A 26,117-nucleotide genomic window follows, 5' to 3' on the forward strand; every position below is an offset into this window, starting at 1 on the left:
TTGGCAAGCCAATTACGAGCCGAATCATCTAACACCAAAGAGATTTTTCGCTCTGCCAATAACGAATCGAGGCGAGAAATTTGAATCTCAACAATTTTGGCCATATCGCTCTTCTGCAGGCGAGAAAATAATATAATCTCATCCAGACGGTTCAGAAATTCTGGACGAAAATGATCCCGCACCACGCGCATAACCTGGGCATGAACAAGATCGGTTGATTCTCCATCGGGTTGATTAGCAAGAAGATCAGAACCGAGGTTACTGGTAAGAATAATGATTGTATTCCGAAAATCGACTGTCCGGCCTTGGCCATCTGTTAAACGTCCATCATCAAGAACCTGCAAGAGCACATTGAAAATATCTTCATGCGCTTTTTCAACCTCATCGAACAAGATGACCTGATAAGGCCGCCGCCTGACTGCCTCGGTTAGCACACCGCCCTCATCATACCCTACATAGCCTGGAGGGGCACCAATAAGACGCGAGACGGCATGTTTTTCCATGAACTCGCTCATATCAATGCGTAAAAGCGCCTTTTCATCATCAAACAGAAAACGTGCCAAAGCTTTAGTAAGCTCAGTTTTACCCACCCCTGTAGGGCCTAAAAACAGGAAGGACCCTATAGGACGGTTGGGGTCTTGCAGACCCGCACGAGCGCGCCTAACGGCATTGGCTACAGCTTTTAAGGCGGGTTCCTGACCGACTACACTTCTACGGAGCTCATCTTCCATACGCAAAAGCTTGGCGCGTTCTCCTTCCAACATGCGATCAACAGGCACCCCTGTCCAACGAGAAACAACAGCGGCCACGGCTTGTTCCGTCACTGCCTCATTAACCAGCCCTGATCCTTCTTCGTTCGTATCCTGGCGGTTTTTTTCAAGCTCAGCCTCAAGACCTGGAATAACGCTATACATCAGCTCTGAAGCACGGGCGAGGTCACCCTTACGCTGAGCAACTTCTATCTCTGAGCGTGCTTGATCAATCTGCTCCTGAATTTTTTGGGTGGTATTGACACGCTCTTTTTCCAAATGCCATGCAGCATTCATCGCATTGGACTGTTCTTCAAGCCCAGCAAGCTCAGCTTCTAGCGTTAATAAACGCTCCTTACTTGCAGAATCACTCTCTTTTTTAAGGGCCTCACGCTCAATTTTCAGCTGTATAACCCTGCGATCCAACTCATCAAGTTCTTCTGGCTTACTATCAACCTGCATTCTCAGCCGACTGCTTGCTTCATCAATCAAGTCTATAGCTTTATCAGGCAAGAAGCGATCGGTAATATACCGATTTGAAAGAGTAGCAGCAGCGACTAAAGCATTATCGGTAATCCTGACGCCATGATGAAGTTCGTATTTTTCCTTAATCCCCCGCAGGATTGAAATTGTATCAGCCACCGAGGGTTCACCTACAAAAACAGGCTGAAAACGACGGGCAAGAGCAGCATCCTTCTCAATATATTTACGATATTCATCCAGAGTCGTTGCTCCAATACAATGAAGGGTACCCCGCGCAAGCTCGGGTTTAATGAGATTGGAAGCATCCATGGCACCATCAGAACGACCTGCTCCCACAATGGTATGCATTTCATCAATGAAAAGGATAATCTCGCCAGCGGCTTCTTCTACTTCCTTCAGAACAGCTTTAAGGCGTTCCTCGAACTCTCCCCGATACTTAGCCCCAGCAACCAAGGCACCAAGATCCAGCGAAAGAAGTTTTTTATTTTTAAGCGCTTCCGGCACATCGCCGTTGACAATACGCAGGGCCAACCCTTCAACAATGGCTGTTTTTCCCACGCCGGGCTCACCGATGAGAACGGGGTTGTTTTTTGTACGACGCGCAAGGACCTGAATGGCCCTACGAATTTCTTCATCACGGCCAATGACGGGATCAAGCTTTCCCTGACGGGCAATTTCTGTGACATCACGGGCATATTTCTTCAAGGCATCAAAATTGGCCTCAGCATTCTCACTATTAACATTTCTGCCCTTACGGATAGTAGCAATGGCCTGCTCAAGTGACTTAGCCGTTACCCCTGCCTCTTTCAGCACCTTCCCTGCCGTCGTCGATGAGGCTGCTATCCCCGCTAAAAGCCTATCTTGTGCCAGATACTCATCACCAGCTTTTTGGGCTGCCTGATAGGCTGAATCTAACAGGCGCACAAAATCGGGCGTGGCTTGAGGCTGGCCTGCCCCAGCTCCGTGAACTTTGGGGATTTTTTCTATCGCGGCATCAATAGCCTGTTTGGCCTTTGCGGGATCCCCCCCAGCAGCTCGAATCAGGGAGGAGGCCGCCCCTTCCTCATCATCTAATAAAGCTTTAAGAAGATGCTCGGGTGTAAGCTGCTGATGAAATTCCCTTAAAGCAATGGTTTGAGCAGCTTGTAAAAATCCACGCGAGCGTTCTGTAAGTTTTTGAAAATCCATAAAACTGTTCCTAATAGAGAGGCAACATACGAAATCTTACACATCCCCTTCTGGGCAATATGCGAGATCATTATAATTCTAAGGTAAAAACGAATAAACCATTTCTCAAGGCTTTAAATATAAAAACATGGCAGACTTGCTCAAGTTTCCTAGGCCAGTGTACTTTTCGATCAGGCTTACTTTTCAGAGCTCTCCTTAAAATGGAGAATAAGGAAACGGAGAATAAGGAGATTTTTACTCGATTTCTTCTCTCAATGTGGCAGAAAACTGCTGTACCAAATCTTTAATATGGCCTATTTCCTCGAGCATCATACCGGTGGGACTTGAAAATTTTGCGTGTCTGGCTGGAGCAATGCGCCGAGGAAGCACACCCTTTTCAAACCCTAGCTTGGCAGCTTCCCGCAAGCGTAAAGCAGGCTGACTAACTTGGCGTACCTCGCCAGAAAGACCAATCTCACCAAAAAATACGGTATTGGCCGCCACAGGCTTACGGGCTGCTGCCGAAACAATCGCTGCCGCTACAGCAAGGTCTGCTGCAGGTTCGCTAACTCTTAACCCACCGGCAATATTCAAATAAACATCTGCCTGGCCAAGCTTTAACCCACAACGACTTTCTAGCACGGCAAGAAGCATATTCAACCGAGCATTATCCCACCCTACAACAGAGCGTCTCGGATTTCCTTCCGTTGAGCGGGCTGAAAGTAAAGCCTGTACTTCCAGTAAAACAGGACGAGTTCCTTCAATACCTGCAAAAACAGCAGACCCGGCAATATTACCACGGCGCTCCGCTAAAAACAGGGCCGAAGGGTTTTTAACTTCCTCCAACCCTTTATCTGTCATGGTAAAAACACCTATTTCATCCGTCGCCCCAAAACGGTTTTTCGCAGCCCGCAAAATACGGAACTGATGCCCTCTATCGCCTTCAAAATACAATACTGCATCAACCATATGTTCCAAAACCCTAGGCCCTGCCAAGGCACCCTCTTTGGTGACGTGGCCTACAAACAGCAGAGCAAAGCCTCTTTGCTTGGCAATACGGATGAGCTCAAATGCCGAGCTCCGCACTTGGGTAACCGTACCTGGGGCACTTTCTACGGTATCCATCCACATTGTTTGGATAGAATCGATAATAACCACACCAATACCTTTTTCACTGCCCAAGGTTGCGACAATATCAGCAACTCGAATGGTCGCTGCCAGTTCCAAGGGAGCTTCCCTCAACCCTAATCGACGGGCGCGCAAGCGTATTTGGTCGATTGACTCTTCCCCTGAGATATAAAAAACACGCTTCTTATTTTCGGCTACAGCACACGCTGCCTGTAATAATAAGGTGGATTTCCCAATTCCAGGATCTCCTCCTAACAAAACGGCCGAAGAAGGAACCAAGCCACCGCCTAAAACACGATCAAACTCTTCTATTCCTGTTTTAAGCCGTAAGAGGGGAGCTTCCTCGCCCAGCAAGTCGGAAAAAACGAGCTTGTTCCCTTTTACATTCCCCTTAGCCCCTCCAACAGAAAGAATCACTTGTTCCTCTTGGATGGTATTCCATTCTCCACAGGCCTCACAATGGCCTTGCCATTTCGCATACACAGCACCGCACGTTTGGCAGACATAGTGTAACGAAGGTTTTTTGGCCATGTACGAATACCTCTTTAGCCGTTTATTGGATAAAAGAAAAAATCTCCCACCCTTTTATCGACGTAATTCCATTTTAATAGGCCCTTCCCGTCGACCATGAGTAAACTGATCCACCCACGGATTACCACTGTTAAGAAGTGTCGATGCAGCTCCCTGCCAGATGAGCTTTCCCTGAAAAAGCATCGCTGCTTGATCTCCAATCCGTTGGGCAGAAGCCATATCATGCGTAATGGCAATGGCTGTAGAACCCAATTTTTTAACACAATCGACAATCAACCCATCAATCACAGCACCCATAATAGGATCTAAACCGGTTGTCGGCTCATCAAAAAACAAAATATCGGGTACCCCTGCGATAGCACGGGCTAAACCTACCCTTTTCTGCATACCCCCAGAAAGTTCAGCCGGAGAAAGATCACCCACTGAGGAATCCAGGCCAACCTGCTCTAAAACCTCATTCGCACGCTGACGTGCTGCCGTACGCGACATAGGTGTTTTCCCAGGCTTTTTGGCCAGCAAGCCAAAGGCCACATTCTCCCAAACTTTCAGACTGTCAAACAAAGCACCATTTTGAAACAACATACCAATCTGTTCGGTTATCGCATCCCTTCGAGCTGTAGGTTGTTCAAGAATATTCACCCCATCAATCTCTATCAATCCGCTATCAGGCGTAATTAATCCCAAGATACACCGTAATAAAACAGATTTTCCACTCCCCGAGCCACCAATAACCACAAAAGAGGTACCTTCCATGACATCAAGGTCTATTCCTTGTAATACAGCCTTAGTGCCGAAAGATTTTGTTAACCCACGAATACGGATTTTGGGGATAGATCCTACCATAGCTTCATACTCTCACTGAGAGGCCCTCTATATTGCATCATATCCTTATGGCCCTTCCCTGCCAGCCTAAACAGAACGAAGGGCTACTGGCCCTCTTTTCCTACATTTCCACGATAATTTTGCAAACAATGTGCCCTTGCATGGGTTTCTGGGCACTGTTTTTTCGGCAATAGTCCTAAATAAAAAGTAAAAAGGTCAAGTTTAGAGTGTAACGTTATTGGACGTAGCGTTACTGAATGTAGCGTTACTGGGCAAAAAATACATCGGTCAGCAGATAATCAAAAGCAAGGAGTAAAATGGAAGAAGAGACCACCGCTGTACGAGTAGCAGCACCAACCCCTTCTGCCCCACCTTTACTATAATATCCTTTATAACACCCCATAAGGGCTATAATAAATCCAAAAACCGCAGCCTTAACCAAACCCACCATAACATCATCAGGCTTAAGAGCATCCAAGGTGGCGTTAATATAGAGACTAGGCATAAAGTCCAGCTTGACAACAGAGACAATAAACCCACCCATGACCCCTAAAATATCCGCCACAATCACCAGCAAGGGCAAGGCAATAAGGCCAGCCATAAGACGTGGAGCAACCAGATACTTCATCGGGTTTGTGGAAAGTGTTTTTAAGGCATCAATTTGATCTGTAACCCGCATGGTGCCAATCTCAGCAGCCATTGCGGCCCCGACACGGCCAGCAACCATCAGGCCCGCCAAGACTGGCCCCAACTCACGCGTTACAGCCAAAACCACAATATTGGCAATAGCACTTTTCACATGAAACTGAGCAAACCCTGTATAGGATTGTAGGGCAATGACTCCCCCAGAAAATATCGCCGTAAGGGCAACAACTGGCAGGGAGAAAAACCCTACCTCCACCAGGTTAGAAAAAAATGCCCGCCAGTAAAATGGCGGCCTTACAAAATGAGAAACACCATTAAGGCCAAATAAAGCGATCGCCCCTGCAGCCTGAACCGAATTCAAGGCTGCTTTCCCCAAGGCAGTAATCATATCCAAAAGGCGATTCACAACCTTGTTCCCTGTAAAGAAAATGACATCACCTTTCTATTCTCCTCGCCATTGTCCCGATATCTCCCTTACGAATAACGGCCTTACAAGGGGTAGTGAGCAAAATGTTGGCCCAATACCCCATGAATTTCTAGTACCGGTAGGTTTCTGGCTTGAATGGCCCGTTAACAGGTACGCCAATATAGTCGGCTTGGGTCTTACTCATTTTTGAAAGGGCAGCCCCAACCTTTTCCAAATGCAAGGCTGCAACCTTTTCATCAAGAATTTTAGGTAAGGTATAAACCTTGTTTTCGTATTTTCCGGGTTTCGCAGTCCACAACTCAATCTGAGCCAAAGTCTGATTGGTAAAAGAGGCCGACATGACAAAAGAGGGATGGCCTGTCGCATTGCCCAGATTCACCAAGCGCCCTTCTGAAAGAACAATGAGCCTTTTTCCATCGGGGAACTCCACCTCATCCACCTGGGGTTTTACATTATCCCATGTATAATTCCGTAGAGCGTTAATCTGTATTTCTGAATCAAAATGACCAATATTGCAAACAATGGCCCTATGCCGCATAGCACGCATATGCTCTATGGTAATAATGTCTACATTACCGGTGCACGTTACAAAAATATCCCCTCTTGGAGCAGCGTCCTCCATTGTCACCACTTCGTACCCTTCCATAGCAGCCTGCAGGGCACAGATAGGATCTACCTCTGTAACAAGAACCCGACAACCAGCGCTTCGTAGGCTCGCTGCAGATCCTTTCCCAACATCGCCATAACCAGCAACAACAGCAACCTTGCCAGCCATCATCACATCTGTACCACGACGTATGGCATCAACAAGGCTTTCACGACAGCCGTAAAGGTTATCAAATTTGGATTTTGTTACACTATCATTCACGTTAATAGCGGGAACCTTAAGGGTGCCTTTCATAGCCATTTCCCGTAAACGGTGTACGCCCGTCGTCGTCTCTTCTGAAATGCCCTTTATGGCTTTTAAAAGTTCTGGGTATTTTTCGTGAACAAGGGTTGTTAAATCACCCCCATCATCCAAAATCATATTGGGAGTCCATCCATTGGGCCCTTTGAGGGTCTGCTCAATACACCACCAGAATTCCTCTTCGGAAAGACCTTTCCATGCAAATACTGGATGACCAGCCGCAGCGATTGCTGCGGCTGCTTGGTCTTGTGTAGAGAAGATATTACAAGATGACCACCGCACACTTGCCCCAAGGGCAACCAAGGTTTCAATCAAAACGGCTGTTTGAATGGTCATATGAATACAGCCGGCAATCCGTGCCCCTTTTAGGGGTTGTTCTTTTCCATATTCCTGACGCAGAGCCATAAGACCAGGCATTTCACCTTCGGCTATGGAAATTTCTTTTCTTCCCCACTCTGCTAAAGAAATGTCCTTAACTTTATAGTCGTCTAATAACACATCCATGGTGACTCCTGATCTTTAATAAAACACATTCAAAACTGGCAAAACACACAAAGGCTTCACAGCCTCAAATTCCCTCTATAACCATAAGGCAAAGCCGTTACTGGCTAGGCAAAACAATACCCAAAAGGCATATATTTTTCTTTTCTGTGCGAAAGATTACACAGTCTTATACCTTTTTTTTGCTTTCCTGCAAATGATGCCCATAAAGAGCGGCCACCGCACAGGATGCTAAACGCGAAGTAGCACTATCAGCACGGCTTGTAAGCACAACGGGAACTTTTGCACCCAGAATAACCCCTGCAACGCTCGCCTTGGCAAAGAAGACCAAGGCCTTAAATAACATATTGCCCGCTTCAATATTAGGTGCCAGCAAGATCTGGGCATGACCAGCCACTGTACCTCCCACTTTCTTAATCCTTGCAGCTTCCACGCTTAGAGCATTATCCATGGCCAAAGGCCCATCAACAATCCCCCCAACGATTTGCCCCCGCTCTACCATTTTAGAAAGGGCTGCGGCTTCAAGAGTGCTAGGAATTTTGGAATAGACTGTTTCTACGGCCGAAAGTACAGCAACATGGGGCTTGCCAAGCCCTAGGGCTACATGAAGATCTATAGCATTTTGAATAATATCAACCTTTGTTAAAAGATCAGGCAGAATATTCACGGCTGCATCAGTAATAAAATAAGGCGTCTCAAACCCAGGGATATCCATGACAAAAACATGGCTAATACGCCGCTTTGTCCGCAACCCCCCTTCTCGGGAGACAACTTCGCGCATTAATTCGTCTGTATGCAAGCTTCCCTTCATCAGCATATGGGCCTTGCCTTCTCCCACCAGAGCAACCGCCTGGGATGCAGCTGCCACACTGTTGGGCATATCGATAATTTCCAGCTGAGAGATATCGTAGCCATGCTGTTGAGCCACCGCTTTTATCTCCTGTTCGGGGCCAACCAAAATAGGCTTGATCATACCCAATTTAGCTGCCTCAACAGCCCCTTCCAAAGAGGACTGATCACATGGATAGGCCACAGCACACGAAATAGGCTGCTTGGCTGCTGCCTGATTTATAAAATTTTGTGAATGTTTATATTGTGAAAACACGAGAAATATCCCTCTCCCATAAACCAGACCCGGTGTTTCAAATGAGGAAGTCTGGTTCTAAAAATTTTTCAACTGACCCATAAATGCTGCCTGACAAACGACAGCCTCTTTAGGGTGTCTCAAACTAGCACAGGAAACAATACCCTCAATATTCTCTCAAGAATAAAAAATCCTTCCTCTTTTTATTCCTTTTCTTATCACCATTCACCTTAACATCTTCTATTTAAAAGGAATTCACCTTGGATATTCAAAAAAGATAGACACCATTAGAGTATTAAAAAAATTTTAAACAAGTTCCCATCAAATAAATTTTAGGCCTTTACCACCCTTTCTGCTGAGAAAAGAAAGACACAAAATGTGATTTGCTAATAAATAAAAATTTTTATATGCTCTCTTACATCAAGGGTGTGAACTCTTTATCGTTTTATTCTCTTTTATATGAAGCTTGGGAAGATTTTGTTATTTCTCCAGGATTCTGATTTTTATATTCATTTCAGTTTTATTATTTAATCTTCGCTGTAATACCCAAAAATAATACCCAACGCTATTTTATTACTATTTCAAAATATATATATATATGGGGCACTTACATGAATCTCGTGTCTAAAGATCTTCTTTCCATCCAGGAAGCCCGTACTTTAGTTGCCAATGCCAAAAAAGCACAGGATGCTTTTAGTAAATTCACCCAAGAGCAGGTTGACCATCTGGTTGAGACTCTGGCAAAAACTGTCGCACAGCAGGCCGAGCCACTGGCACAACTGGCTGTAGCAGAAACCGGTTTTGGAAATGTTGCAGACAAAACCCTAAAAAATATTTTTGCAAGTACCTACCTTGCAGAAAAAATGAGGGATATGAAAACCATTGGGGTTTTAAAGAAAAACCCTGCAGACAAAACAATGGATATAGCTGTTCCTGTAGGAGTGGTTTTGGGACTTATTCCTTCTACCAATCCCACTTCTACAGTAATCTACAAAGTCCTGATTTCCCTCAAGGCTGGTAATGCCATTGTTCTGTCTCCCCATCCTTCCGCTCTTGATTGCATTGTTAAAACCACACAGATTCTTATTGACGCAGCTGAAAAGGCAGGGGCCCCTCCCGGCCTGATTTCTTGCCTCACTGTGATGAGTAAGGAAGGGGCCAACACCTTACTTACTCATCCCGACATTGCTCTGATCCTGGCTACAGGGGGAACACCCATGGTGCGGGCAGCTTACAGCTCTGGCAACCCAGCTATTGGTGTGGGGCCTGGCAATAGCCCTGTTTATATTGAATCGAGTGCCGATATTGAAAAAGCGGTAAAGGATATCGTGACCTCCAAAACCTTTGATAACGGGGTTATTTGCGCTTCTGAACAGGCTGTGATCGTTGAAAAACACAGTGATGCGGCTGTACGAGATGCCTTCAAGAAAAATGGCGGCTATTTTCTCACTCCAGAAGAATCGCAAACACTTTCCAAATTCCTGCTACGGGATAATGGAAGTATAAACCCGGCCATTGTAGGTAAGGATGCCCAAACCCTTGCAAACATGGTGGGAATAACCATTCCACCGGATGCAAAAGTTCTCCTTTCTGAGCAAACCGATATTTCGCATAAGAACCCTTATGCACGCGAAAAACTAGCACCTATCTTGGCTTATTTTATTGCCTCTTCCCAGGAAGATGCCCTTAAGAAAAGCTGCGAGTTGCTTAAAGTTGAAGGAGAAGGGCATACTTTCTCCCTCCACACCAAAGATGATAGCCTGGTAGAAAAAGCCTCCCTTATAGTGCCTGCTTCCCGTATTTTAGTGAACTCCCCTGGATCTTTAGGAGGTGTGGGCGGAACCACCAACCTGTTCTGTTCTTTTACATTGGGGTGTGGTGCTATGGGGGGAAGTTCCACATCAGATAATGTGGGACCAGAACACCTCTATAACATACGTAAAGTTGCTTATGGAGTAAGAAGCCTAAGCGATTTAAAAGCCTCTTAGCTCTCCTAAACTTCTCCCCCCCAAAGTCTCTTCCGTTTATAAGGGGGGGTAAGTGCCTCATAAAAGACCGATTAAAGCCCTAAACCCAACAACCCGGGATGGTCTTCGGGGCGCGAACCCAACGGCCATAGAAAGCGCCTTTCTTCTTCAGAAATAATAAGATCATTAACGCTGGCTTCCCTTTTACAAATAAAACCTTCCTCATTAAACTCCCATAACTCAGCCCCACATGAACGAAACCATAGACCTGAGTTATTATGCCATTCATATTGAAAACGAATCGCTATGCGGTTATCACCAAAAGTCCATAATTCTTTAATAACCCTATAGTCCTGCTCGCTATTCCATTTTTGCCGCAAGTAATCTTCAACGGCTTCACGGCCTTGCAAAAATTTTGAGCGCCCTCTCCAGGTACAATCTTTTGTATAGCCTAAAATAATTTTCTCAGGATTGCGCTCATTCCAAGCATTCTCCGAAATACGCACTTTCTGTATGGCTGATTCACGCGTAAAGGGCGGGGCGAGAACTGAACTTTCAAACATGTTAATACTTTCGTAAATAAAAAAGACTGATAGACGATTAAAATATTTTCCGACCTGATATGTGTCGGGTTTTTTAAATTTTTATGCCTTTTATTTCCTTTTATTTCTAAAAGGTCTATTTCCATTTTAGAACAAGCCAATGCGCCTAATGGGCGTCTGCCCAATTGCAAGCATAACCCGTATCCACCACTAAAGGTACAGAAATCTGGGCTGCTTGCTCCATAACGGTTTTAACCCACTGAGAAAATGCTTCTACCTCTTTTTCCTCAACTTCAAAAACCAGCTCATCATGAACCTGAAGAAGCAATTTTGCATGCGCTTTCCAGGCATTCATTTCATGATCCAAAAGCACCATGGCCCTTTTTATAATATCAGCAGCACCACCTTGCAGCGGTGCGTTAATCGCCTGGCGCTCCGCATAACCGCGACGTGCAGAGTTTTTTTCTCCAATGCCATTAATCCACAACCGCCTTCCAAAAGGTGTTTGAACATATCCATGCTTTTTAGCGTAAGCCTTTGTGGTTTCCATATAATTATAAATTTCAGGATACCGGGCAAAATAGATTTCAATATATTCTTTAGCTTCTTTCGGACTAATGCCCAGCTGACGTGATAAACCAAAGGCACTTATCCCATAAATTATTCCAAAATTAATGGCCTTGGCCTTACGCCGAATAAGAGGGTCTATCCCTTCCACAGGCACTCCAAAGACTTCTGATGCCGTTCTGGCATGAATATCTTGCCCAAGAACAAAAGCTTCTTTCAGAGCGGGGATATTGGCCACATGAGCCAAGAGACGCAATTCAATTTGTGAATAATCAGCTGAGAGCAGCCTGTAACCAGGGTTAGCAATAAATGCCTTGCGGATTTTTATCCCCTCTTCATTACGAATAGGAATATTCTGCAAGTTTGGATCATTAGAAGAAAGCCTACCTGTGGAGGTCACAGTCATTTGAAAAGAGGTATGAACCCGCCCTGTTTTTGCATTAACCTGCTCTATCAAAGCATCTGCATAAGTCGATTTAAGCTTGGCAAGCTGGCGCCATTCCACAATACGCACAGGCAAATCATAGCCTTGTTCTGCCAGGGTTTGCAGGGTTGAAGCATCTGTACTCCAGGTACCAGACTTGGTTTTTTTCCCCCCTGGAATTCCCATTTCGTCATACAAGATTTCCCCTAACTGTTTTGGGGAAGCTAAATTAAAACTCCGACCCGCAAGGTGGTGAATCCCCTCTTCCATAACAGCCATGCGTTGGGCAAAATCCTTAGAGACGGCCTTAAGTTCCATAGCATCTATTTTTATACCCGCCTCTTCCATGGCCGCCAAAATTGCTATAAGGGGGCGTTCATACCCTTCATAAACTCCCAATAATTTCTCCTTAAGGAGCCTGGGTTTGAGCGCAAGCCATAACCGCAAGGTTACATCTGCATCTTCTGCAGCATATCGAGTAGCTTTCTCGATAGGGACTTCTGCAAAGGAAATTCGTTTCCTACCCGTACCTGTGACCTCATCATAAGGGATAGGGGCATGCCCAAGATAAAGCAAAGAAAGTTCATCCATCCCATTCCCGTGTTTCCCTGCCGATAGCACGTAGGAAATCAGCATGGTATCTTCAATGGGGGTAATCACAGGAAAGCCTGCGTTATGAAGCACCTCCATATCAAACTTTGCGTTCTGAAAAATTTTAAGAATTGCCGGTGCAGCCAATAAAGGCGAAAGCTTTTCTATAACCACCGCCAGGGGCAACTGGGGAAAGATCTTTTCATCGTGACGCGAAATCGACAGATCATTCTCTGGGCTAGAAGCCTGAGAATGCCCCAACAAATCCACCGATACTGTAGCGGCAGCCTTGTGCTGCAACGGAATATAGCAAGCCTGCCCCGGTGTAACCGCCAAAGAAATTCCTACAAGCGTATCCTCCAAGGGATTTAAGCCCGTTGTTTCAGTATCCAGAGCAAAGTAGCCCTGCTGAGTAATAAGATTGACCCACTGATCAAGCTGCTTTTCAGTCGTCACACCCTCATAGTCAGAATAATAAGGACTCGTTTTCCAAAAGGGCTCTGCCTCCTCTTGTTCTTGCGCATCTTGTTGCCGGCCAAATTGGGAAGATGAAGATGCACCCCCTCCCCCTTGCGAAGAATTGATATCCTCCCCTGCTTCCTTATTTTTTACGGAATTTTCGGATAAATTGAGCCGCTGTAAAATAGAACGGAACTGCATTTTCTGCAGCCATTCTTCAAGCTGTTGAGGATTAGGGTCCTGAAAAGACAAACTCTTCAGTGGCAAGGGGCATGGAGCCTCATCATCAAGCTTGACAAGCTGAAGGGATATACGGGCTGCCTCACGATTATTTTCAAGGTTTTCGCGCCTTTTAGAAGGCTTCATCTGAGGAATAGCTGCAAGCACCTCTTCCAAGCTTCCATATTCCTGAATAAGTTGGGTCGCTGTTTTAGGCCCTATACCTGGCACCCCGGGCACATTATCTACAGAATCGCCCATTAGAGCCTGTACCTCAATAACCTTGCCGGGCTCAACACCAAAGCGCTCTTTAACTTCCTCTATTCCAATGGTTCGGCTTTTAATGGGGTCAAACATACTGACAGAAGCATTAACGAGCTGCATCAGGTCTTTATCGGAAGAGACTATGATACAGCGTCCTCCTGCTGCGACAGCTTTCTTCGCATAAGCAGCAATAAGGTCATCTGCTTCCCATCCTTCCTTTTCAATTGCCGGAATTCCGAAGGCTGCAGTAGCCTCACGAATAAGAGCAAACTGAGGGATAAGGTCTTCTGGTACATCGGGACGATGGGCCTTATATTGAGGATAAATTTTATTTCGGAAAGTCTGCCGCCCCGCATCAAATATCACGGCAAGATGGGTGCCAATCCTTTCCTTTAAAAAACGAGCCAGCATATTGGTAAAGCCATAAACAGCATTCACCGGCACACCTTCAGGCCCGCTCATAAAGGGCAGGGCATGATAGGCCCTGAAAATAAAACCCGATCCATCAATAACAACCAATTTGAATGGCGATACAGAAGGATCCTGCTGACTCGCCTTTTCTTGGCTTTCAGACATTAATGCTCACCGGTAGTCGAAGTAATCTTAGCCTCAGGATGGGTTACAAACTCACGCGAGCAATAGGGGCAATAGGCTTGATGGTCAACGATACGAAGCCACACCTTGGGATGGCCCAATACACCATCGCCTCCATCACAAGCCACAACACGGCTATTCACCAGAATTGTTTCCAAATGCCCCAATTTTGGGCGAGCAACTGGGTTCAATTCTTTATTAAGATCTATTCTGGGCATGGGAGATCTCCTTTCTGAGGGGTTTTTCTAAGTTCCATATTATGCACTATAATAGGGCTGAAACAAACGTCGTTTTTTAATAAAGGGTGCGTGTGCATGCTTGTCAATTTCCATTTTCGTATAATCCCATCACTCTTTTGGCTTTGGTGCATTTCTTTTTTCTCATCTTCCTTTCCCCTCTCCAGTCATGCCCATTCACAACAGGCCCATCCCCAGCAGGCCCAATACGGCCTTCCCCCTCTTGAAAAAGGCAAAGGGGTAGAAAAATTTGCCAATTTTAAAAAACTTATTCCACCTGATCTGTATTTTACCCTTTCCCATCATCGTAAAATTCCTGTACGGCTATGGCGAGCAGAGGGAAAAGAAAAGGCTGTTATTCTTGCCTTTCATGGCTTTAACGATAGCCGTGATGCCTGGGAAATACCGGCTGCACTTTTTACACAAAATGGCATTACTCTCTATGCACCAGATCTCGAAGGGTTCGGTGGCACTGCAGAACGTGGACACTGGCCCACCACAAAAACCCTCGTCAACGATGCCCTACAAGAAGCCTGGCTTGTCCATAGTTTCCACCCCAACGTCCCCTTATACCTTATGGGAGAAAGCATGGGGGCAGCCGTACTTATGGTATTGGAAGGAAATCCCACTCCACTAAAAAAGCTGCCCCCTGTCGCTGGAACCATCTATCTGGCACCAGCGATACGCCAAATTGGAACGGCCGCAAACATAGCCCTTGATATTGCTACAGCCTTAGCACCAGACTGGACCCTTGAACCCTCTGATATGCCTAAAGGAATAAAAGCCAGTAACAATCAACTCGCTCTTATTCGAACCTATTATAACCCCCTAACATTACATAGTACACCGCTCTCCTCCGTAGCCGGTTTGGTGGAGCTTATGGACTTAGCTTACGAAGCAGCACCCAAGGTTCCCGTGCCTGCTCTTATTATCTATGGCGGTAAAGACCAGCTCATTCCCCAGGATTCCATGGGCCCTTTGGCCAAAACGCTTCCTTCTTCGATCAGGTTTGACTTCATCCCGAATGGCCACCATCTTCTTTTACGCGATAAGGAATATGCAACCACCACAACCGATATTCTCACCTGGATTTTTACCACCTCAACCTTTCTTCCTTCTGGTGGGGATATTGCCGCTGCCGCCTGGATAGCCAGCGCCCCATGGGAGAGCGATCCCTTTCCTCTCGCTCCCGCTGCTCTTCTTGACCCCTGAGAGAAACGAGACAATACAGGCTCCTCTCTCTCCTGAGCGCCCCTATAACCCACAGGAGAAACAAAGAGAGTAAAACAAGCTATGGCTTTGTACAATCTCTCTTCCACATTTCTCTTCCTGGTGAAATATTACAGAGGAAAGCTATTTCCTCTAGATTTTTACCCCAGAACACGATATTGAAGGCAGCATGGTAATAAAAATAATTAGGACCCGTAGCTCAGCTGGATAGAGTGTCGCCCTCCGAAGGCGAAGGTCGTGGGTTCGAATCCCGCCGGGTCCGCCAAATAATCGCTTGATTTCTATAGATTTTTCTTCTTCTCACCAAAATTCGATACCACTTCATGCCCTGTTAAAAGGCAAGAGAGAGATGAGCCCAAATACCAGAAATCCTGCGTTAACCAAGTCTATTCAATACGAACAAGCCTGTTCAATGCAACATCAATACAAAAAAGAGTAAAGCCCTCTCCCAAGCCAGGCAGAGACTTTAACATATTCCCTCATGAATAAAATCGCCCTGCCATCGTGCATGGACAATGAGTATAAATTGAATCCTGTTATCTTCATCCACGCCCAGCTCTTTATCAAGAGGGCTGTTTAGCTTTTTATCTTGAAATGACAATCTCCCCTTATACCGCTCCATTCTTTACAACTGGCCCTCAATAATCAATAGGGGATTCATACTCCAGAGAGAAGAATGTTTGGGGACAATAAGAATTTCTTCATCGAGCTTAATAAGCTTAAAGACAAGACGTACTGCCTTACTCGTGTTTTTAAGACCTCATATCTTTTAAAAAACTTCACCTAAAGAACGATGCAAGCATATCTTCTAAAGCCTCCAGGTCAGAATAGGATGGACTGCCGTTTTAAGCTCTATGTTGCCCTACTGGAAACATGCTCCATAAAATCCCCCCATAAAGCCTAAACTCTAATGACCTTACCAGATCACCATCAACCTAATTTTTATAATATTATAAAAAAGAAAAACTAAGGCCACCAACCTTTTATATTCGCACCCTTTCTCGTCTCAGCATGATCAGCATCGCCAACGGGCCGGGTTTTCATAACTGTCTCAAGGAGTGCGAACGTCAAACCCCATTTATGAATTAAATTCATAACTTTGTACAATTTTTATACTCTAATAAAAGAGCTTCTCCTCTCTTATAATAATTTTAAAGCTGCATTTTAGAGGGTAAGAGCAAAATCTCTTCCTTACCCATCGCTCATCCGCTTTCATAAGAAAAAACAAATCATTCTTTTGTCTGTTTTTTCTTTTCATCTTTTCAAGGATTCTTACCAATGAACAAGGCCCATAACAGCAATCATAAGGTTGGGCAGGACAATCGCCATCATCATTCTCGCCGCGATTTCCTTAAACTCACCACCACTAGCGCGCTTGCTATTGGCGCTGAATCTTTTTCTCATGTACCCCTAGGAAAGGCTCAAAGCTTGCCAGAAAAACCAGAAAAATGGGACAAGACTTTCCCTAAAAGTGATAATGTTCACCATAAAAAGGTTAGTTTTAAAAACCGATATGGCCTTACACTGGTTGCCGACCTTTACCAGCCCAAGAATGCTCAAAAGAACCTTGCTGCTATTGCTGTGGGTGGCCCCTTTGGGGCAGTAAAAGAACAATCCTCTGGTCTCTACGCCCAGACCATGGCCGAACGAGGGTTTGTAACCCTTGCGTTTGACCCTTCCTACACTGGGGAAAGTGGGGAAGAACCCCGAAACGTTGCCTCCCCCGATATCAATACCGAAGATTTTAGTGCAGCAGTAGATTATCTTAGCTTACAACTCTTTGTTGATCGAGAACGCATTGGCATGATCGGGATTTGTGGCTGGGGTGGAATGGCCCTGAATGCTGTTGCCGTTGACAAGCGTGTTAAAGCCGTTGTTGCCAGCACCATGTATGACATGGCCCGTGTTATGTCAAAAGGGTATAATGATCGTGTAACCCTTCAATAGCGTACGAAAATGTTAGAGCAGTTAAGCCACCAGCGTTGGGAGGATGCAAAAAACGAAACCCAAGCCTATCAGCCCCCTTATAACGTATTAAAGGGCGGAGAAGCGCAATTCCTACGAGATTACCATGACTATTATATGACACCCCGTGGATACCATGCGCGCGCAGTCAACTCCGGAAATGCGTGGACGCAAACAACACCCCTCTCATTCATGAATATGCCCATTCTTACCTATATTGCCGAAATATCCCCACGCCCTGTCCTGTTTATTCATGGCGAAAAAGCCCATTCGCGCTATTTTAGCGAAACTGCTTACGCAGCGGCGGCAGAACCAAAAGAACTGATGATTATTCCAGGTGCTACCCATGTCGACCTTTATGACCGAATGGATCTCATTCCTTTTGACAAGCTGGAGGCATTTTTCACCCAACACTTGGCATAACCGTGATTATTCGCGCCAATCAGATTTTAACAGGCCTGGCCATGACCATGCTGGGGGTAGGGGGTATGGCTTGCTTCTTTTATCGGGCACGATGATGCAGGGATACCTGCCCCTACAACCTTTCATTCCGTTCAGGTGCCTCTTCTTTATCATATTCCATTCATAGGGCCTGCATTTTTTGGGCAGGATATGAAATTACCGTTAAATTATGAATATAAATTATGAATGAGTTTTTGCCATCTTCTTTTGCCATCTTCTCGTGAGCGCCAGACGTCTCACGAGAAGATCAGCATTAACCTCGATAACGTAAGGCATTAACCAGCAAGGCAAAGGCTGGCGTGGATTGCCGCCTGCTTGGATAATAAAGATGATAGCCCGAAAATGACGGGCACCAGTCCCCAAGAACTTGGACGAGACGTTTTGTGGCAATATGGTGTTCTACCATATCCAGGGGCAAAAAGCACAGCCCTACCCCTTCAAGAGCCGCCTTGAGAAGCAAGTCTACCGAGTTTAGGATCAATTGCCCCTCCACACGAACCCGTAATTCTCGCCCATCTTTTTCAAATTCCCAAACATAGAGGCCTCCAGATGTCGGCATACGTTGATTGACACATTCATGACCTATTAAATCCTGAGGAGTTTCGGGAATTTTACGCGTTTTAAAATAGGATGGTGAACCAACGACAACAAGACTTGTATCGGGACCTATTCGCACCGCGATCATGTCTTTTTCCACCTATTCACCAAACCGTACGCCTGCATCATATCGCTCTGAAACAATATCAGACAAACCGTAATCAACCACCATCTCAACGTTAATTCCTGGGTAATCTCGAAGGAACTTAGGAAGTTTTGGCCACAAGACCGCATGAATGGCATGCCCACTGGCGGTGATCCTGATCGTGCCTCGAGGGGTGCCTTGCTGTGCCGTTAAAACACCCAATTCCGCCTCAATCTCTTCTAAGCGGGGAGTCATAGTCAGGAGCAACTGCTCGCCAGCAGCCGTTGGGGCAACACTCCGAGTTGTGCGGGTGAGGAACCGCACCCCAAGCCGGCCTTCCAACAGTCTGATGGAATGGCTCAACGCAGATTGCGAAACCCCTAACTTTGCTGCTGCTCTGGTAAAGCTTTGCTCTTGGGCTACGGCCTGAGCAGTGGCTTTTATATGGAAATTTATCAGCCTCCCTTCAATGCAGGCAACTTATACTGCCACCAAGGCAGATAATATTTTCAAAATACTCAGCCCCCCTGTGGCATGGGGAATGGGAGCCGTTGGTCTTTTTTTTTATGGGCCAGTTTATGGTGTTTACCTATCTACGACCATTCCTTGAAACGGTAACCCATGTTGATGTTTCAACACTCTCTCTTATTCTTCTCATCATCGGCGTGGCAGATTTTGTAGGCACACTCCTGATTGGCATGCTCGTAAAAGAGTGGCTGTACAAAACACTTGTTGTTATCCCGATTTTAATGGCCGCAATAGCCATATTCCTAATTCCCTTGGGAAGTTTTACGATAGCAACAACGCTCTTGCTAGGGGTTTGGGGTTTTCTGGGAACCTCAGCACCCGTAGGGTGGTGGACATGGCTTGCAAGAACACTGCCAAAGAATGCGGAGACGGGAGGAGGGCTTATGGTAGCCATCATACAGCTTACCATCATGCTGGGTTCTACAACCGGTGGCATTCTGTATGACAAATTGGGGTACTATGTAACTTTTGGCGTAAGTGCAATCATCCTTCTTATAGCCGCCTCCCTTTCTGCTTTGGCAGCTGCCAGAAGTAAGGCTGCCACAAATCCTATAAAAAGCTCTAACCACAGCCCTGTGCAGGGTGCAGAAAAATAACCCATAAACCAAAACCGGTTTTTCAAAAGGGGTTAAAAGCCCCTATTTTCCTTCTTGAAAATACGCCAAAACTTATTCTGTCTCCTTATTTTTCCAAAAAAAACCCATTCAAAATAAAAAACCAAAATTACCCATAACCCCTTTTAGAGTAGACAATGATTGGCAAAAATACTGACTCTGTGCCTCACCTGGGATATGCCAACCAAATAACCTCTTTCAGGGGGGTGTAAGGCTAAAACTTGCGATATAAGGCTAGAACACATCTGTGATCAGACCTCAGAAACTGGAACTGACTCATGGTAAATATCCGTTCACGATGGCCACTATATAGCTTACTTCCCTGACATTAGGCCGGGTTTCCAGCCAGGCAATACGCTTTATCAAAGTCTTTTCCCCCTTAAGCTCTCCCTGAAGAATAGGCACAATGAGCCTCTTTAACCGTTTGTGCCTGTTGACCTATTCCCCCATAAAAATTCTTTCTTAGGCTTTGAAAATTACGGTTTCCAAATCGGGATATTTCAGGGGTACTTCTAGCCCACGGTACGGCTTTTATAATTCAGCCATCTAACCCCCGATAATCATGAATTTCACTATCATTCTTTTCCTTCACCTGTTGTCCTTCATCAATTGAAGAAAAAAATTTTCTGATGACCCATAGCCTCTTTGCGCTCATGGCAATTTTTTCTTTTTAATCACTCCAGATCCCCACAAAATTATAAATAACTATGCATAACGGTTAAAAGTAATTTTATTACATTTTTTGTGAAAAAAATATATTATTCACATTGATATGTGGACATATTAATGTGAATAATATACATATTCGTTAATTGATATTATTTACGGGAATTTATAGTAAAATTATGCCCAACCGTGCCCCCAATTTTTTAGTGATCATTGCCGACCAGCTCACGACATCTGTTCTTCCCACAATTATGGGCGGGCATGAAAACTCCGTTGTTATTGCCCCTACCCTTCTTCATATGGCTCGTAACGGGACTTCCTTCTGTAATGCCTATACCAACAGCCCCTTATGTGGCCCCTCTCGTGGCGTGCTGATGACGGGCTTACTCCCCTCTCATAGCGGGATTTATGATAATGCCAGCGAATGGCCCGCCGCCTTGCCAACTTTTGGACACAGGTTGAGGATTGCTGGCTATCAAACCATTTTATCGGGGAAAATGCATTTTGTTGGCCCCGAACAACTGCACGGCTTTGAGGAAAGACTCAATACAGATATTTACCCTGCCGATTTTACATGGGTGCCGAACTGGCTGGAACCAGACTATAGGCCCAACTGGTATCATTCCATGGATTCTATCCAGAATGCCGGAACCGTTTTACGGAGTAACCAAATTGACTATGATGAGGAGGTAGCCTTTCTCACCCGGCGAAAACTGTTTGATCTAGCACGCAAACGCAATGGTTATGATCCTTTCTGCCTAATTGTATCGTTCACTCACCCCCATGATCCCTATAATATAGAACCCCAATGGTGGAACCTGTATAAGGATACCAATATTCCGTTACCCCGCGTTTCATGGCCCCAAAACCCCCATCCTTCGCTTGTTCGAATAGCCCATACCTGTGGCATGACAGGAAGGGATTTTACCCAAGACCAAATCCAACATACACGTCGGGCTTATCTGGGCTCTATTTCCTATATTGATCATCAAATCAAACAATTACTTCATACGTTAGAGGAAACTGACCTCGCCAAAAACACCATCGTTGTTTTTACCAGTGACCATGGCGATATGCTGGGCGAACATGGTTTATGGTATAAAATGTCGTTCCTGGAAGGGTCTACACGGGTGCCGCTTATTTTCTACAACCCCCATTTTATACCCACCCAACAAGTTCCTCATGCGGTTTCTCTTATAGATCTTGGGCAAACCCTATGCGATTTTGCGGGCACTCCCGATATTTCTACGGAATGGCAAGGAAAAAGCCTGAAACCTCATATCGATAAAAAAGGCGGGCACGATGAGGTCTATGGTGAATATTTGGGTGAAGTGACTTTAGCCCCCACCACCATGATCCGTAAGCAAGAATGGAAATATATCCATACCCCCGGTGATCCAGACCTCTTATATAATCTGGTTCATGATCCTTACGAGCAAACAAATCTTGCAGAACAGAAGGCTTACCACCAAATTACCGAGCACTTTCTGCAGGAATCCAAAAAGCGGTGGAATTATGACGCCCTTTATAAGGATGTTATCAAAAGCCAGAAACAACGCGCACTTGTTCACAAGGCCCTTATGAGTAGGACCTATCAACCCTGGGATTATGAAAAGCCTGGCCAGGCCCACCAAGTCTATATTAGAAACCACACCCCCCTTGAAGACCTTGAAGCCAAAGCCCGCCTCTTACCAAACAATGAGGAAAAGCTATTATGATCGTTATTCTTGAAAAAAACTTTCCCTCTTGCCTAATCACTTCCCCATCATTCTCCCATCTTACGCTGTTACACTTAGAGAAAGAGGCTTATGACCCTCAGTCTATGCCTCGAATGTATAAAAAATAATTTCATATGACATTACCGCATTTATGATGCGCATGGGGTTCCATACCCATGCCCGTATAAACGCTCTCTTAAGCCATCGTCCTCCTATAAACCCCCGAGAAACAAGCCAGCACCATGTAGGCTCCTTATGTGGAGAACGCCCTTGGTATCGACTTTACGAAGAAAACACGATGATAAGGGTCAACAGGGAAAAGTTTTATGAATTATTCTTCTAAAAAATATTCTTCATGGGTTTCGGCAGTACCGCACTATGAAAAACTGCTTTCAAGATCACACTCGATTCTTACAGCACTGCAACGCAACAAAAAAGCCTTATGGCTGATAGCAAGTGTAAGTGCTGCTGATTGCGCAGCCCACAGCATGAATGTCTTAGGGCCATTTGCGGTAGAAGCTATTCTTACGCATGCTCATCTTAATACATTTCAGGCTGGACTATGGATGACAACTGAAATGCTCTCCTATGGGTTGGCCATGGTTTGTGCCGCCCATTATGCTGTTCATATCAACTTACGGATGATAGCGCTCATAGCGTCAATCATGGTGATTCTGGCGCAGAGTATTTCTGGTGTAACTGATACATATGCCCTCCTTATCGGCTTAAGAGTTCTATCAGGCACCGGATTAGGGCTGTTAAATGCCATTGTGAATATCAGTGCTGCCCGAACAGATAAACCAGCCCGCACCCTCTCCATTGTGATGTGCGCTCAAACGGTGGTTTACACCCTGTCCAGTCTTATTTTCCCTATAACAGCTGCCTCTTTCGGGCAGATAGGCACATTTGGAACCTTGGCAGCCCTTGTTATGGGGTTTCTTCCTTTTATGCTCGCTCTTCCCAACAGGGCGGCCTTACAAAACCATTCATCTGTCAGGGCACATCCTTCCCAAAATTATGGCAAGACCGTAAAAACACTGACTTGTATTGCTGTTATTTTCTATACGGGCGGAAGCCTTGCATCTTGGACATTTACCGAACATGTTGCCCTCTCTGTGGGATTAAGCCAAACCCAGTTTGGTACACTTTCCTCCCTTTCCAATATTTTAAGTTTGGCTGTTTGTATACTGTCCTCCTACATGGGAGAAAAACCTTTTACAGGAAAATTCATCATTATTGCTATTCTTGTTACGGGGATTGCCTGTGTTTTCCAATGCGCTCCATTAGGAAAAGTAAGTTTCTCTGCTGCCTTTATCGTCAATTACCTGCTGTGGTTCTTTATTTACCCCCAGCTCATAGGCCTTGCCGGCAAGCTGGATCCCAGTGGAAAACTTGCTTCTCTCGCCAGTGGTTCGTGGATGTTTACCCAAGCCACAGCCACAACACTGGCAGGGTTTGCAGGTTATCATCAGCTCTTCTTGTTGGTTGGTACAAGTGGCTTGGTGGCTTGTAGTTTTTCAGCTATTCTTGTGCATAAAACTCTTACCTATACTCGTTAATTGTCCCTAAAAGCTTCAAGACCTCTATGAATATATTCAATGATAATAAATTTTTTCTAAGAAACGCTTTTATCCTGTATATAGGTCTTTATAGGTGGGCACTGTTTATAGTGATAGGGAATTTTTTTTACCATACAGCCTATGCGAAAATTCCCTTATTAGTCTCCAATACGGCAGGCCTTTATGGAAGGATGGATATTGGGGGGGCCCTATTCTTTCTGCCTAATAGTAATTTTAGTGCAGGCTCCTATACCATTCACCCCTCTGGCCAGACGACCAAGCACAAAAATGTTTTTTATGGAGAGCTCTATATGGCTCCTCATCTCATCGGTTCCTGGATAACGCCTTGGGGATTTAGAGCCTTTGGAACCCTATCAGCTGTTGGGTCCGGTACATTTGGGCAAGGAGATGCTGAAGTTATTTCACAAACACCCGGAACCCCCCACGCCATAACCCTAGAAGAGGCCAATATTGGTGCGGAAATACCCCTTTCTGAAGATAAAATTACCCAAAAACTCTCTGTTGAAGGAGGACGCCAACGTTTTATCATTGATGATGGTTTTTTGGTAGGAAAAGGAACTTACAGCGCAGGCGCTCTAGGAGCGTGGTGGTATGCTCCACGGTTTGCATTTGCAGGGCCTGGGCGCATCAGTTTTGAGGATCGTTTTTTGCGTTCTGATATTTTTATACTCGAAAATAACAGCAACAACGATGCCACCTTTGACTATGATCAACCAAAAACAAAATTTGAAGGATTTGATATTAGTTGGTTTCAGACCGACGCAAAAAATGGGGAAACCTACGAAGATCGAAAAGCCTATATAACTTTATCTTACATCCATGTTAGGCAAGCAGACCATTCAGCCCATTACAACTATAGTATTCGCGCGAACAGGCAGGGTATGCATGTGCTTTCCTTAAGCTGGGGGGGAAGCGTATTTGCTTCTGACCTTTGGGCACCATCTAAGGACTTTACATTTTTTGGAAATGTTGTGGCAGAAGAAAACGCCAAGGGACATAATGGGTATGAAGGCACCGAAGCTTATGGTTTTTATGCCGAACCAGGGTTTACATTCTCAGATATCCTATGGGAACCGCATTTATTTTATCGTTATACCCATTTGGGGGGAGCAAAAAACCAAGAGGGAAGCGTTAAACGCAACTACGATCCTTTCTTTCTGTTTAATGGCAGCCGTTCTAATTATGGTGGCTACTGGCCAGGGGAAATTGTTGGCATGTACCTTGCCCCCTTATCCAATATTGCCATTCACCAGATAGACCTTACCGCCACCCCTCCATGGCACCTTCTTCATAACCAGGACAAGCTAACATTTGGCCTTCACTTCTATTCCCTTTCCTTAATTCATCCTGGAGGGTTAGGTTTTGCCGCAGAAAGCCCAAAACATATTTCTGATGAAATAGACCTCTCAGCAGAATATGTCTTTGATCCAAGTTTTTCTGGAGCTCTCACAGGGGGGATCGCCTCATCTGGTTCAGCTGCCAGTCGTTTGGTCAATAGTAGCCTCCCTCAAGGGGTAAAGCCCATCCATATCAGCCATTATAGTGGTATTATAGAAATGTTTTTTTATAAAAGTTTTTAACTATACCCATAATAAAATCATAAAAAATGCCTTAATGACCATGAAAAAGAAGGGTTACACCATAAATCATAAGCTTCTTAAAATCATTGCTTAAGATATTCAGAGACCCTTCGGTAAAAAATTAAAAAACACTGCCTGAATACCCATTTTTCCACATCTTGCCTTCTTCTTCCTCATGATTCCCAAATCCCTTAACCCTTTTCCCTCACAATAGATTTTTTCGAAATAGACTGCTTTTTAAGAGAAAATTTCTTGTTAAGAAACACTTTCATGGACAACAGGTGTTTCGTGGTTTTTATACCCAAACGCCTCAACCAAAAATCTCCACCTGAATCTATGCAACTCTTTGTTTATGAATCCGTTTTCAATAAACCAACAGCCATTATTTCCTTCTTAAACCTTTTAATATTTAACTTGAAAATGACTTTACCACCCAGAAATGGGTGGTTTTTTATAATAAGTTTCATGATTTATTTCTACCTATTATGGGTAAAAATAGCCCCCTATTACTTTTTTAAAGAAGCCTGTTCCAAAAAATGGCCCATAAGTCTTTCTCCCATGGGTCTTTCCTTAGAAGAATGAAGGAAGCTATTAACAGTACTAAATTAGTCCTGTTAATAGCTTCCCTTTATAACAACGATAAGATCCATCTAATGGATTGAAGAAAAACAATAGGTTATAGGTTAACCATACTAAAAAAGTAAGGTTTGATAAAAAGTGGCGAATAAAAATAATAACTGATCAACAGTTATAACCGATTCTAACAAAAAACCGCACCTATAAAA

Annotated in this window: 17 protein-coding genes, 1 tRNA gene and 1 pseudogene (1 of these 19 cut by a window edge); 9 read left to right on the forward strand and 10 right to left on the reverse strand. The window is 44.9% G+C overall.

Translation table 11 applies throughout. From position 1 onward, the window contains the following. The 6 genes from clpB to JGUZn3_RS00975 form a co-directional block, all read right to left on the reverse strand. On the reverse strand, positions 1-2,420 hold the 5' portion of the coding sequence (clpB, locus tag JGUZn3_RS00950) for an ATP-dependent chaperone ClpB (RefSeq protein ID WP_203413928.1). The gene continues 187 nt to the left of window position 1, outside the view; the window shows 2,420 of its 2,607 coding nt (coding positions 1-2,420); it begins with the start codon at positions 2,418-2,420; its stop codon lies beyond the left edge, outside the window. A gap of 234 nt (positions 2,421-2,654) precedes the next feature. Next, positions 2,655-4,058, reverse strand: coding sequence for a DNA repair protein RadA (gene radA, locus JGUZn3_RS00955; protein WP_203413929.1), 1,404 nt, complete (start codon positions 4,056-4,058; stop codon positions 2,655-2,657). A gap of 54 nt (positions 4,059-4,112) precedes the next feature. After that, positions 4,113-4,901 (reverse strand): ABC transporter ATP-binding protein, encoded by a 789-nt coding sequence (locus JGUZn3_RS00960; protein WP_203413930.1) that lies wholly within the window; start codon positions 4,899-4,901, stop codon positions 4,113-4,115. Positions 4,902-5,145: 244 nt separating this feature from the next. Continuing rightward, positions 5,146-5,913: an MlaE family ABC transporter permease gene (locus JGUZn3_RS00965; protein WP_408871761.1), complete on the reverse strand. Its 768-nt coding sequence runs from the start codon at positions 5,911-5,913 to the stop codon at positions 5,146-5,148. A gap of 148 nt (positions 5,914-6,061) precedes the next feature. Continuing rightward, positions 6,062-7,363: an adenosylhomocysteinase gene (ahcY, locus tag JGUZn3_RS00970; RefSeq protein ID WP_203413932.1), complete on the reverse strand. Its 1,302-nt coding sequence runs from the start codon at positions 7,361-7,363 to the stop codon at positions 6,062-6,064. Positions 7,364-7,529: 166 nt separating this feature from the next. Continuing rightward, positions 7,530-8,465 (reverse strand): bifunctional enoyl-CoA hydratase/phosphate acetyltransferase, encoded by a 936-nt coding sequence (locus JGUZn3_RS00975; protein WP_238996846.1) that lies wholly within the window; start codon positions 8,463-8,465, stop codon positions 7,530-7,532. 590 nt (positions 8,466-9,055) lie between these two features. Between JGUZn3_RS00975 and JGUZn3_RS00980 the strand changes: the two genes are divergently transcribed. Beyond that, positions 9,056-10,432 (forward strand): acetaldehyde dehydrogenase (acetylating), encoded by a 1,377-nt coding sequence (locus JGUZn3_RS00980; RefSeq protein WP_203413933.1) that lies wholly within the window; start codon positions 9,056-9,058, stop codon positions 10,430-10,432. Positions 10,433-10,503: 71 nt separating this feature from the next. Here the strand turns inward: JGUZn3_RS00980 and JGUZn3_RS00985 are convergent, their stop codons facing one another. The 3 genes from JGUZn3_RS00985 to JGUZn3_RS00995 form a co-directional block, all read right to left on the reverse strand. Further along, entirely contained in the window at positions 10,504-10,974 is a 471-nt protein-coding gene (locus tag JGUZn3_RS00985) for a nuclear transport factor 2 family protein (RefSeq protein WP_203413934.1), read from the reverse strand. A 145-nt stretch (positions 10,975-11,119) separates the two neighbouring features. Beyond that, positions 11,120-14,053 (reverse strand): DNA polymerase I, encoded by a 2,934-nt coding sequence (gene polA, locus JGUZn3_RS00990; protein WP_203413935.1) that lies wholly within the window; start codon positions 14,051-14,053, stop codon positions 11,120-11,122. After that, complete coding sequence (locus tag JGUZn3_RS00995; RefSeq protein ID WP_203413936.1) at positions 14,053-14,289, reverse strand: zinc-finger domain-containing protein; 237 nt, start codon at positions 14,287-14,289, stop codon at positions 14,053-14,055. The genes polA and JGUZn3_RS00995 overlap by 1 nt, the downstream gene beginning before the upstream one ends. A 96-nt stretch (positions 14,290-14,385) precedes the next feature. Between JGUZn3_RS00995 and JGUZn3_RS01000 the strand changes: the two genes are divergently transcribed. The 4 genes from JGUZn3_RS01000 (at position 14,386) to JGUZn3_RS01015 (ending at position 17,925) form a co-directional block, all read left to right on the forward strand. Beyond that, the gene (locus JGUZn3_RS01000; protein WP_203413937.1) at positions 14,386-15,519 is read left to right on the forward strand and encodes an alpha/beta hydrolase; all 1,134 of its coding nucleotides are present in this window, start codon (positions 14,386-14,388) and stop codon (positions 15,517-15,519) included. Between the two features lie 206 nt (positions 15,520-15,725). After that, positions 15,726-15,802, forward strand: a tRNA-Arg gene (locus JGUZn3_RS01005). A 1,013-nt stretch (positions 15,803-16,815) separates the two neighbouring features. Beyond that, the gene (locus JGUZn3_RS01010; protein WP_203413938.1) at positions 16,816-17,484 is read left to right on the forward strand and encodes an alpha/beta hydrolase; all 669 of its coding nucleotides are present in this window, start codon (positions 16,816-16,818) and stop codon (positions 17,482-17,484) included. 9 nt (positions 17,485-17,493) lie between these two features. Beyond that, positions 17,494-17,925 carry an alpha/beta hydrolase gene (locus tag JGUZn3_RS01015; RefSeq protein WP_203413939.1) on the forward strand — a complete coding sequence of 144 codons (432 nt, stop codon included), beginning with the start codon at positions 17,494-17,496 and terminating at the stop codon, positions 17,923-17,925. A gap of 292 nt (positions 17,926-18,217) precedes the next feature. Here the strand turns inward: JGUZn3_RS01015 and JGUZn3_RS01020 are convergent. Further along, a pseudogene (locus JGUZn3_RS01020) lies at positions 18,218-19,117 on the reverse strand (LysR family transcriptional regulator). A gap of 95 nt (positions 19,118-19,212) precedes the next feature. On the opposite strand from JGUZn3_RS01020, the gene JGUZn3_RS01025 reads away from it, so the two are divergent. The 4 genes from JGUZn3_RS01025 (at position 19,213) to JGUZn3_RS01040 (ending at position 25,332) form a co-directional block, all read left to right on the forward strand. Further along, positions 19,213-19,770: an MFS transporter gene (locus JGUZn3_RS01025; RefSeq protein ID WP_338030792.1), complete on the forward strand. Its 558-nt coding sequence runs from the start codon at positions 19,213-19,215 to the stop codon at positions 19,768-19,770. An 863-nt stretch (positions 19,771-20,633) separates the two neighbouring features. Further along, positions 20,634-22,172, forward strand: a complete 1,539-nt coding sequence (gene betC, locus JGUZn3_RS01030; protein ID WP_203413941.1) for a choline-sulfatase — start codon at positions 20,634-20,636, stop codon at positions 22,170-22,172. Positions 22,173-22,498: 326 nt separating this feature from the next. After that, the gene (locus JGUZn3_RS01035) at positions 22,499-23,731 is read left to right on the forward strand and encodes an MFS transporter (RefSeq protein ID WP_203413942.1); all 1,233 of its coding nucleotides are present in this window, start codon (positions 22,499-22,501) and stop codon (positions 23,729-23,731) included. A 110-nt stretch (positions 23,732-23,841) separates the two neighbouring features. After that, on the forward strand, positions 23,842-25,332 hold the full coding sequence (locus JGUZn3_RS01040) for a hypothetical protein (RefSeq protein ID WP_238996847.1): 1,491 nt from the start codon (positions 23,842-23,844) through the stop codon (positions 25,330-25,332). The last annotated feature ends 785 nt before the right edge of the window (positions 25,333-26,117 follow it).

It is taken from the genome of Entomobacter blattae, from assembly GCF_014672835.1.
Taxonomy (GTDB): Bacteria; Pseudomonadota; Alphaproteobacteria; order Acetobacterales; family Acetobacteraceae; genus Entomobacter; species Entomobacter blattae.

Excerpts from the sequence above, each read along its gene's own strand:
- radA (WP_203413929.1), bottom strand. The coding sequence starts at position 4,058 with ATGGCCAAAAAACCTTCGTTACACTATGTCTGCCAAACGTGCGGTGCT.
- JGUZn3_RS00960 (WP_203413930.1), bottom strand. The coding sequence starts at position 4,901 with ATGGTAGGATCTATCCCCAAAATCCGTATTCGTGGGTTAACAAAATCT.
- JGUZn3_RS00965 (WP_408871761.1), bottom strand. The coding sequence starts at position 5,913 with ATGATTACTGCCTTGGGGAAAGCAGCCTTGAATTCGGTTCAGGCTGCA.
- ahcY (WP_203413932.1), bottom strand. The coding sequence starts at position 7,363 with ATGGATGTGTTATTAGACGACTATAAAGTTAAGGACATTTCTTTAGCA.
- JGUZn3_RS00980 (WP_203413933.1), top strand. The coding sequence starts at position 9,056 with ATGAATCTCGTGTCTAAAGATCTTCTTTCCATCCAGGAAGCCCGTACT.
- JGUZn3_RS00985 (WP_203413934.1), bottom strand. The coding sequence starts at position 10,974 with ATGTTTGAAAGTTCAGTTCTCGCCCCGCCCTTTACGCGTGAATCAGCC.
- polA (WP_203413935.1), bottom strand. The coding sequence starts at position 14,053 with ATGTCTGAAAGCCAAGAAAAGGCGAGTCAGCAGGATCCTTCTGTATCG.
- JGUZn3_RS00995 (WP_203413936.1), bottom strand. The coding sequence starts at position 14,289 with ATGCCCAGAATAGATCTTAATAAAGAATTGAACCCAGTTGCTCGCCCA.
- JGUZn3_RS01000 (WP_203413937.1), top strand. The coding sequence starts at position 14,386 with ATGCTTGTCAATTTCCATTTTCGTATAATCCCATCACTCTTTTGGCTT.
- JGUZn3_RS01010 (WP_203413938.1), top strand. The coding sequence starts at position 16,816 with ATGAACAAGGCCCATAACAGCAATCATAAGGTTGGGCAGGACAATCGC.
- JGUZn3_RS01015 (WP_203413939.1), top strand. The coding sequence starts at position 17,494 with ATGTTAGAGCAGTTAAGCCACCAGCGTTGGGAGGATGCAAAAAACGAA.
- JGUZn3_RS01025 (WP_338030792.1), top strand. The coding sequence starts at position 19,213 with ATGGGCCAGTTTATGGTGTTTACCTATCTACGACCATTCCTTGAAACG.
- betC (WP_203413941.1), top strand. The coding sequence starts at position 20,634 with ATGCCCAACCGTGCCCCCAATTTTTTAGTGATCATTGCCGACCAGCTC.
- JGUZn3_RS01035 (WP_203413942.1), top strand. The coding sequence starts at position 22,499 with ATGAATTATTCTTCTAAAAAATATTCTTCATGGGTTTCGGCAGTACCG.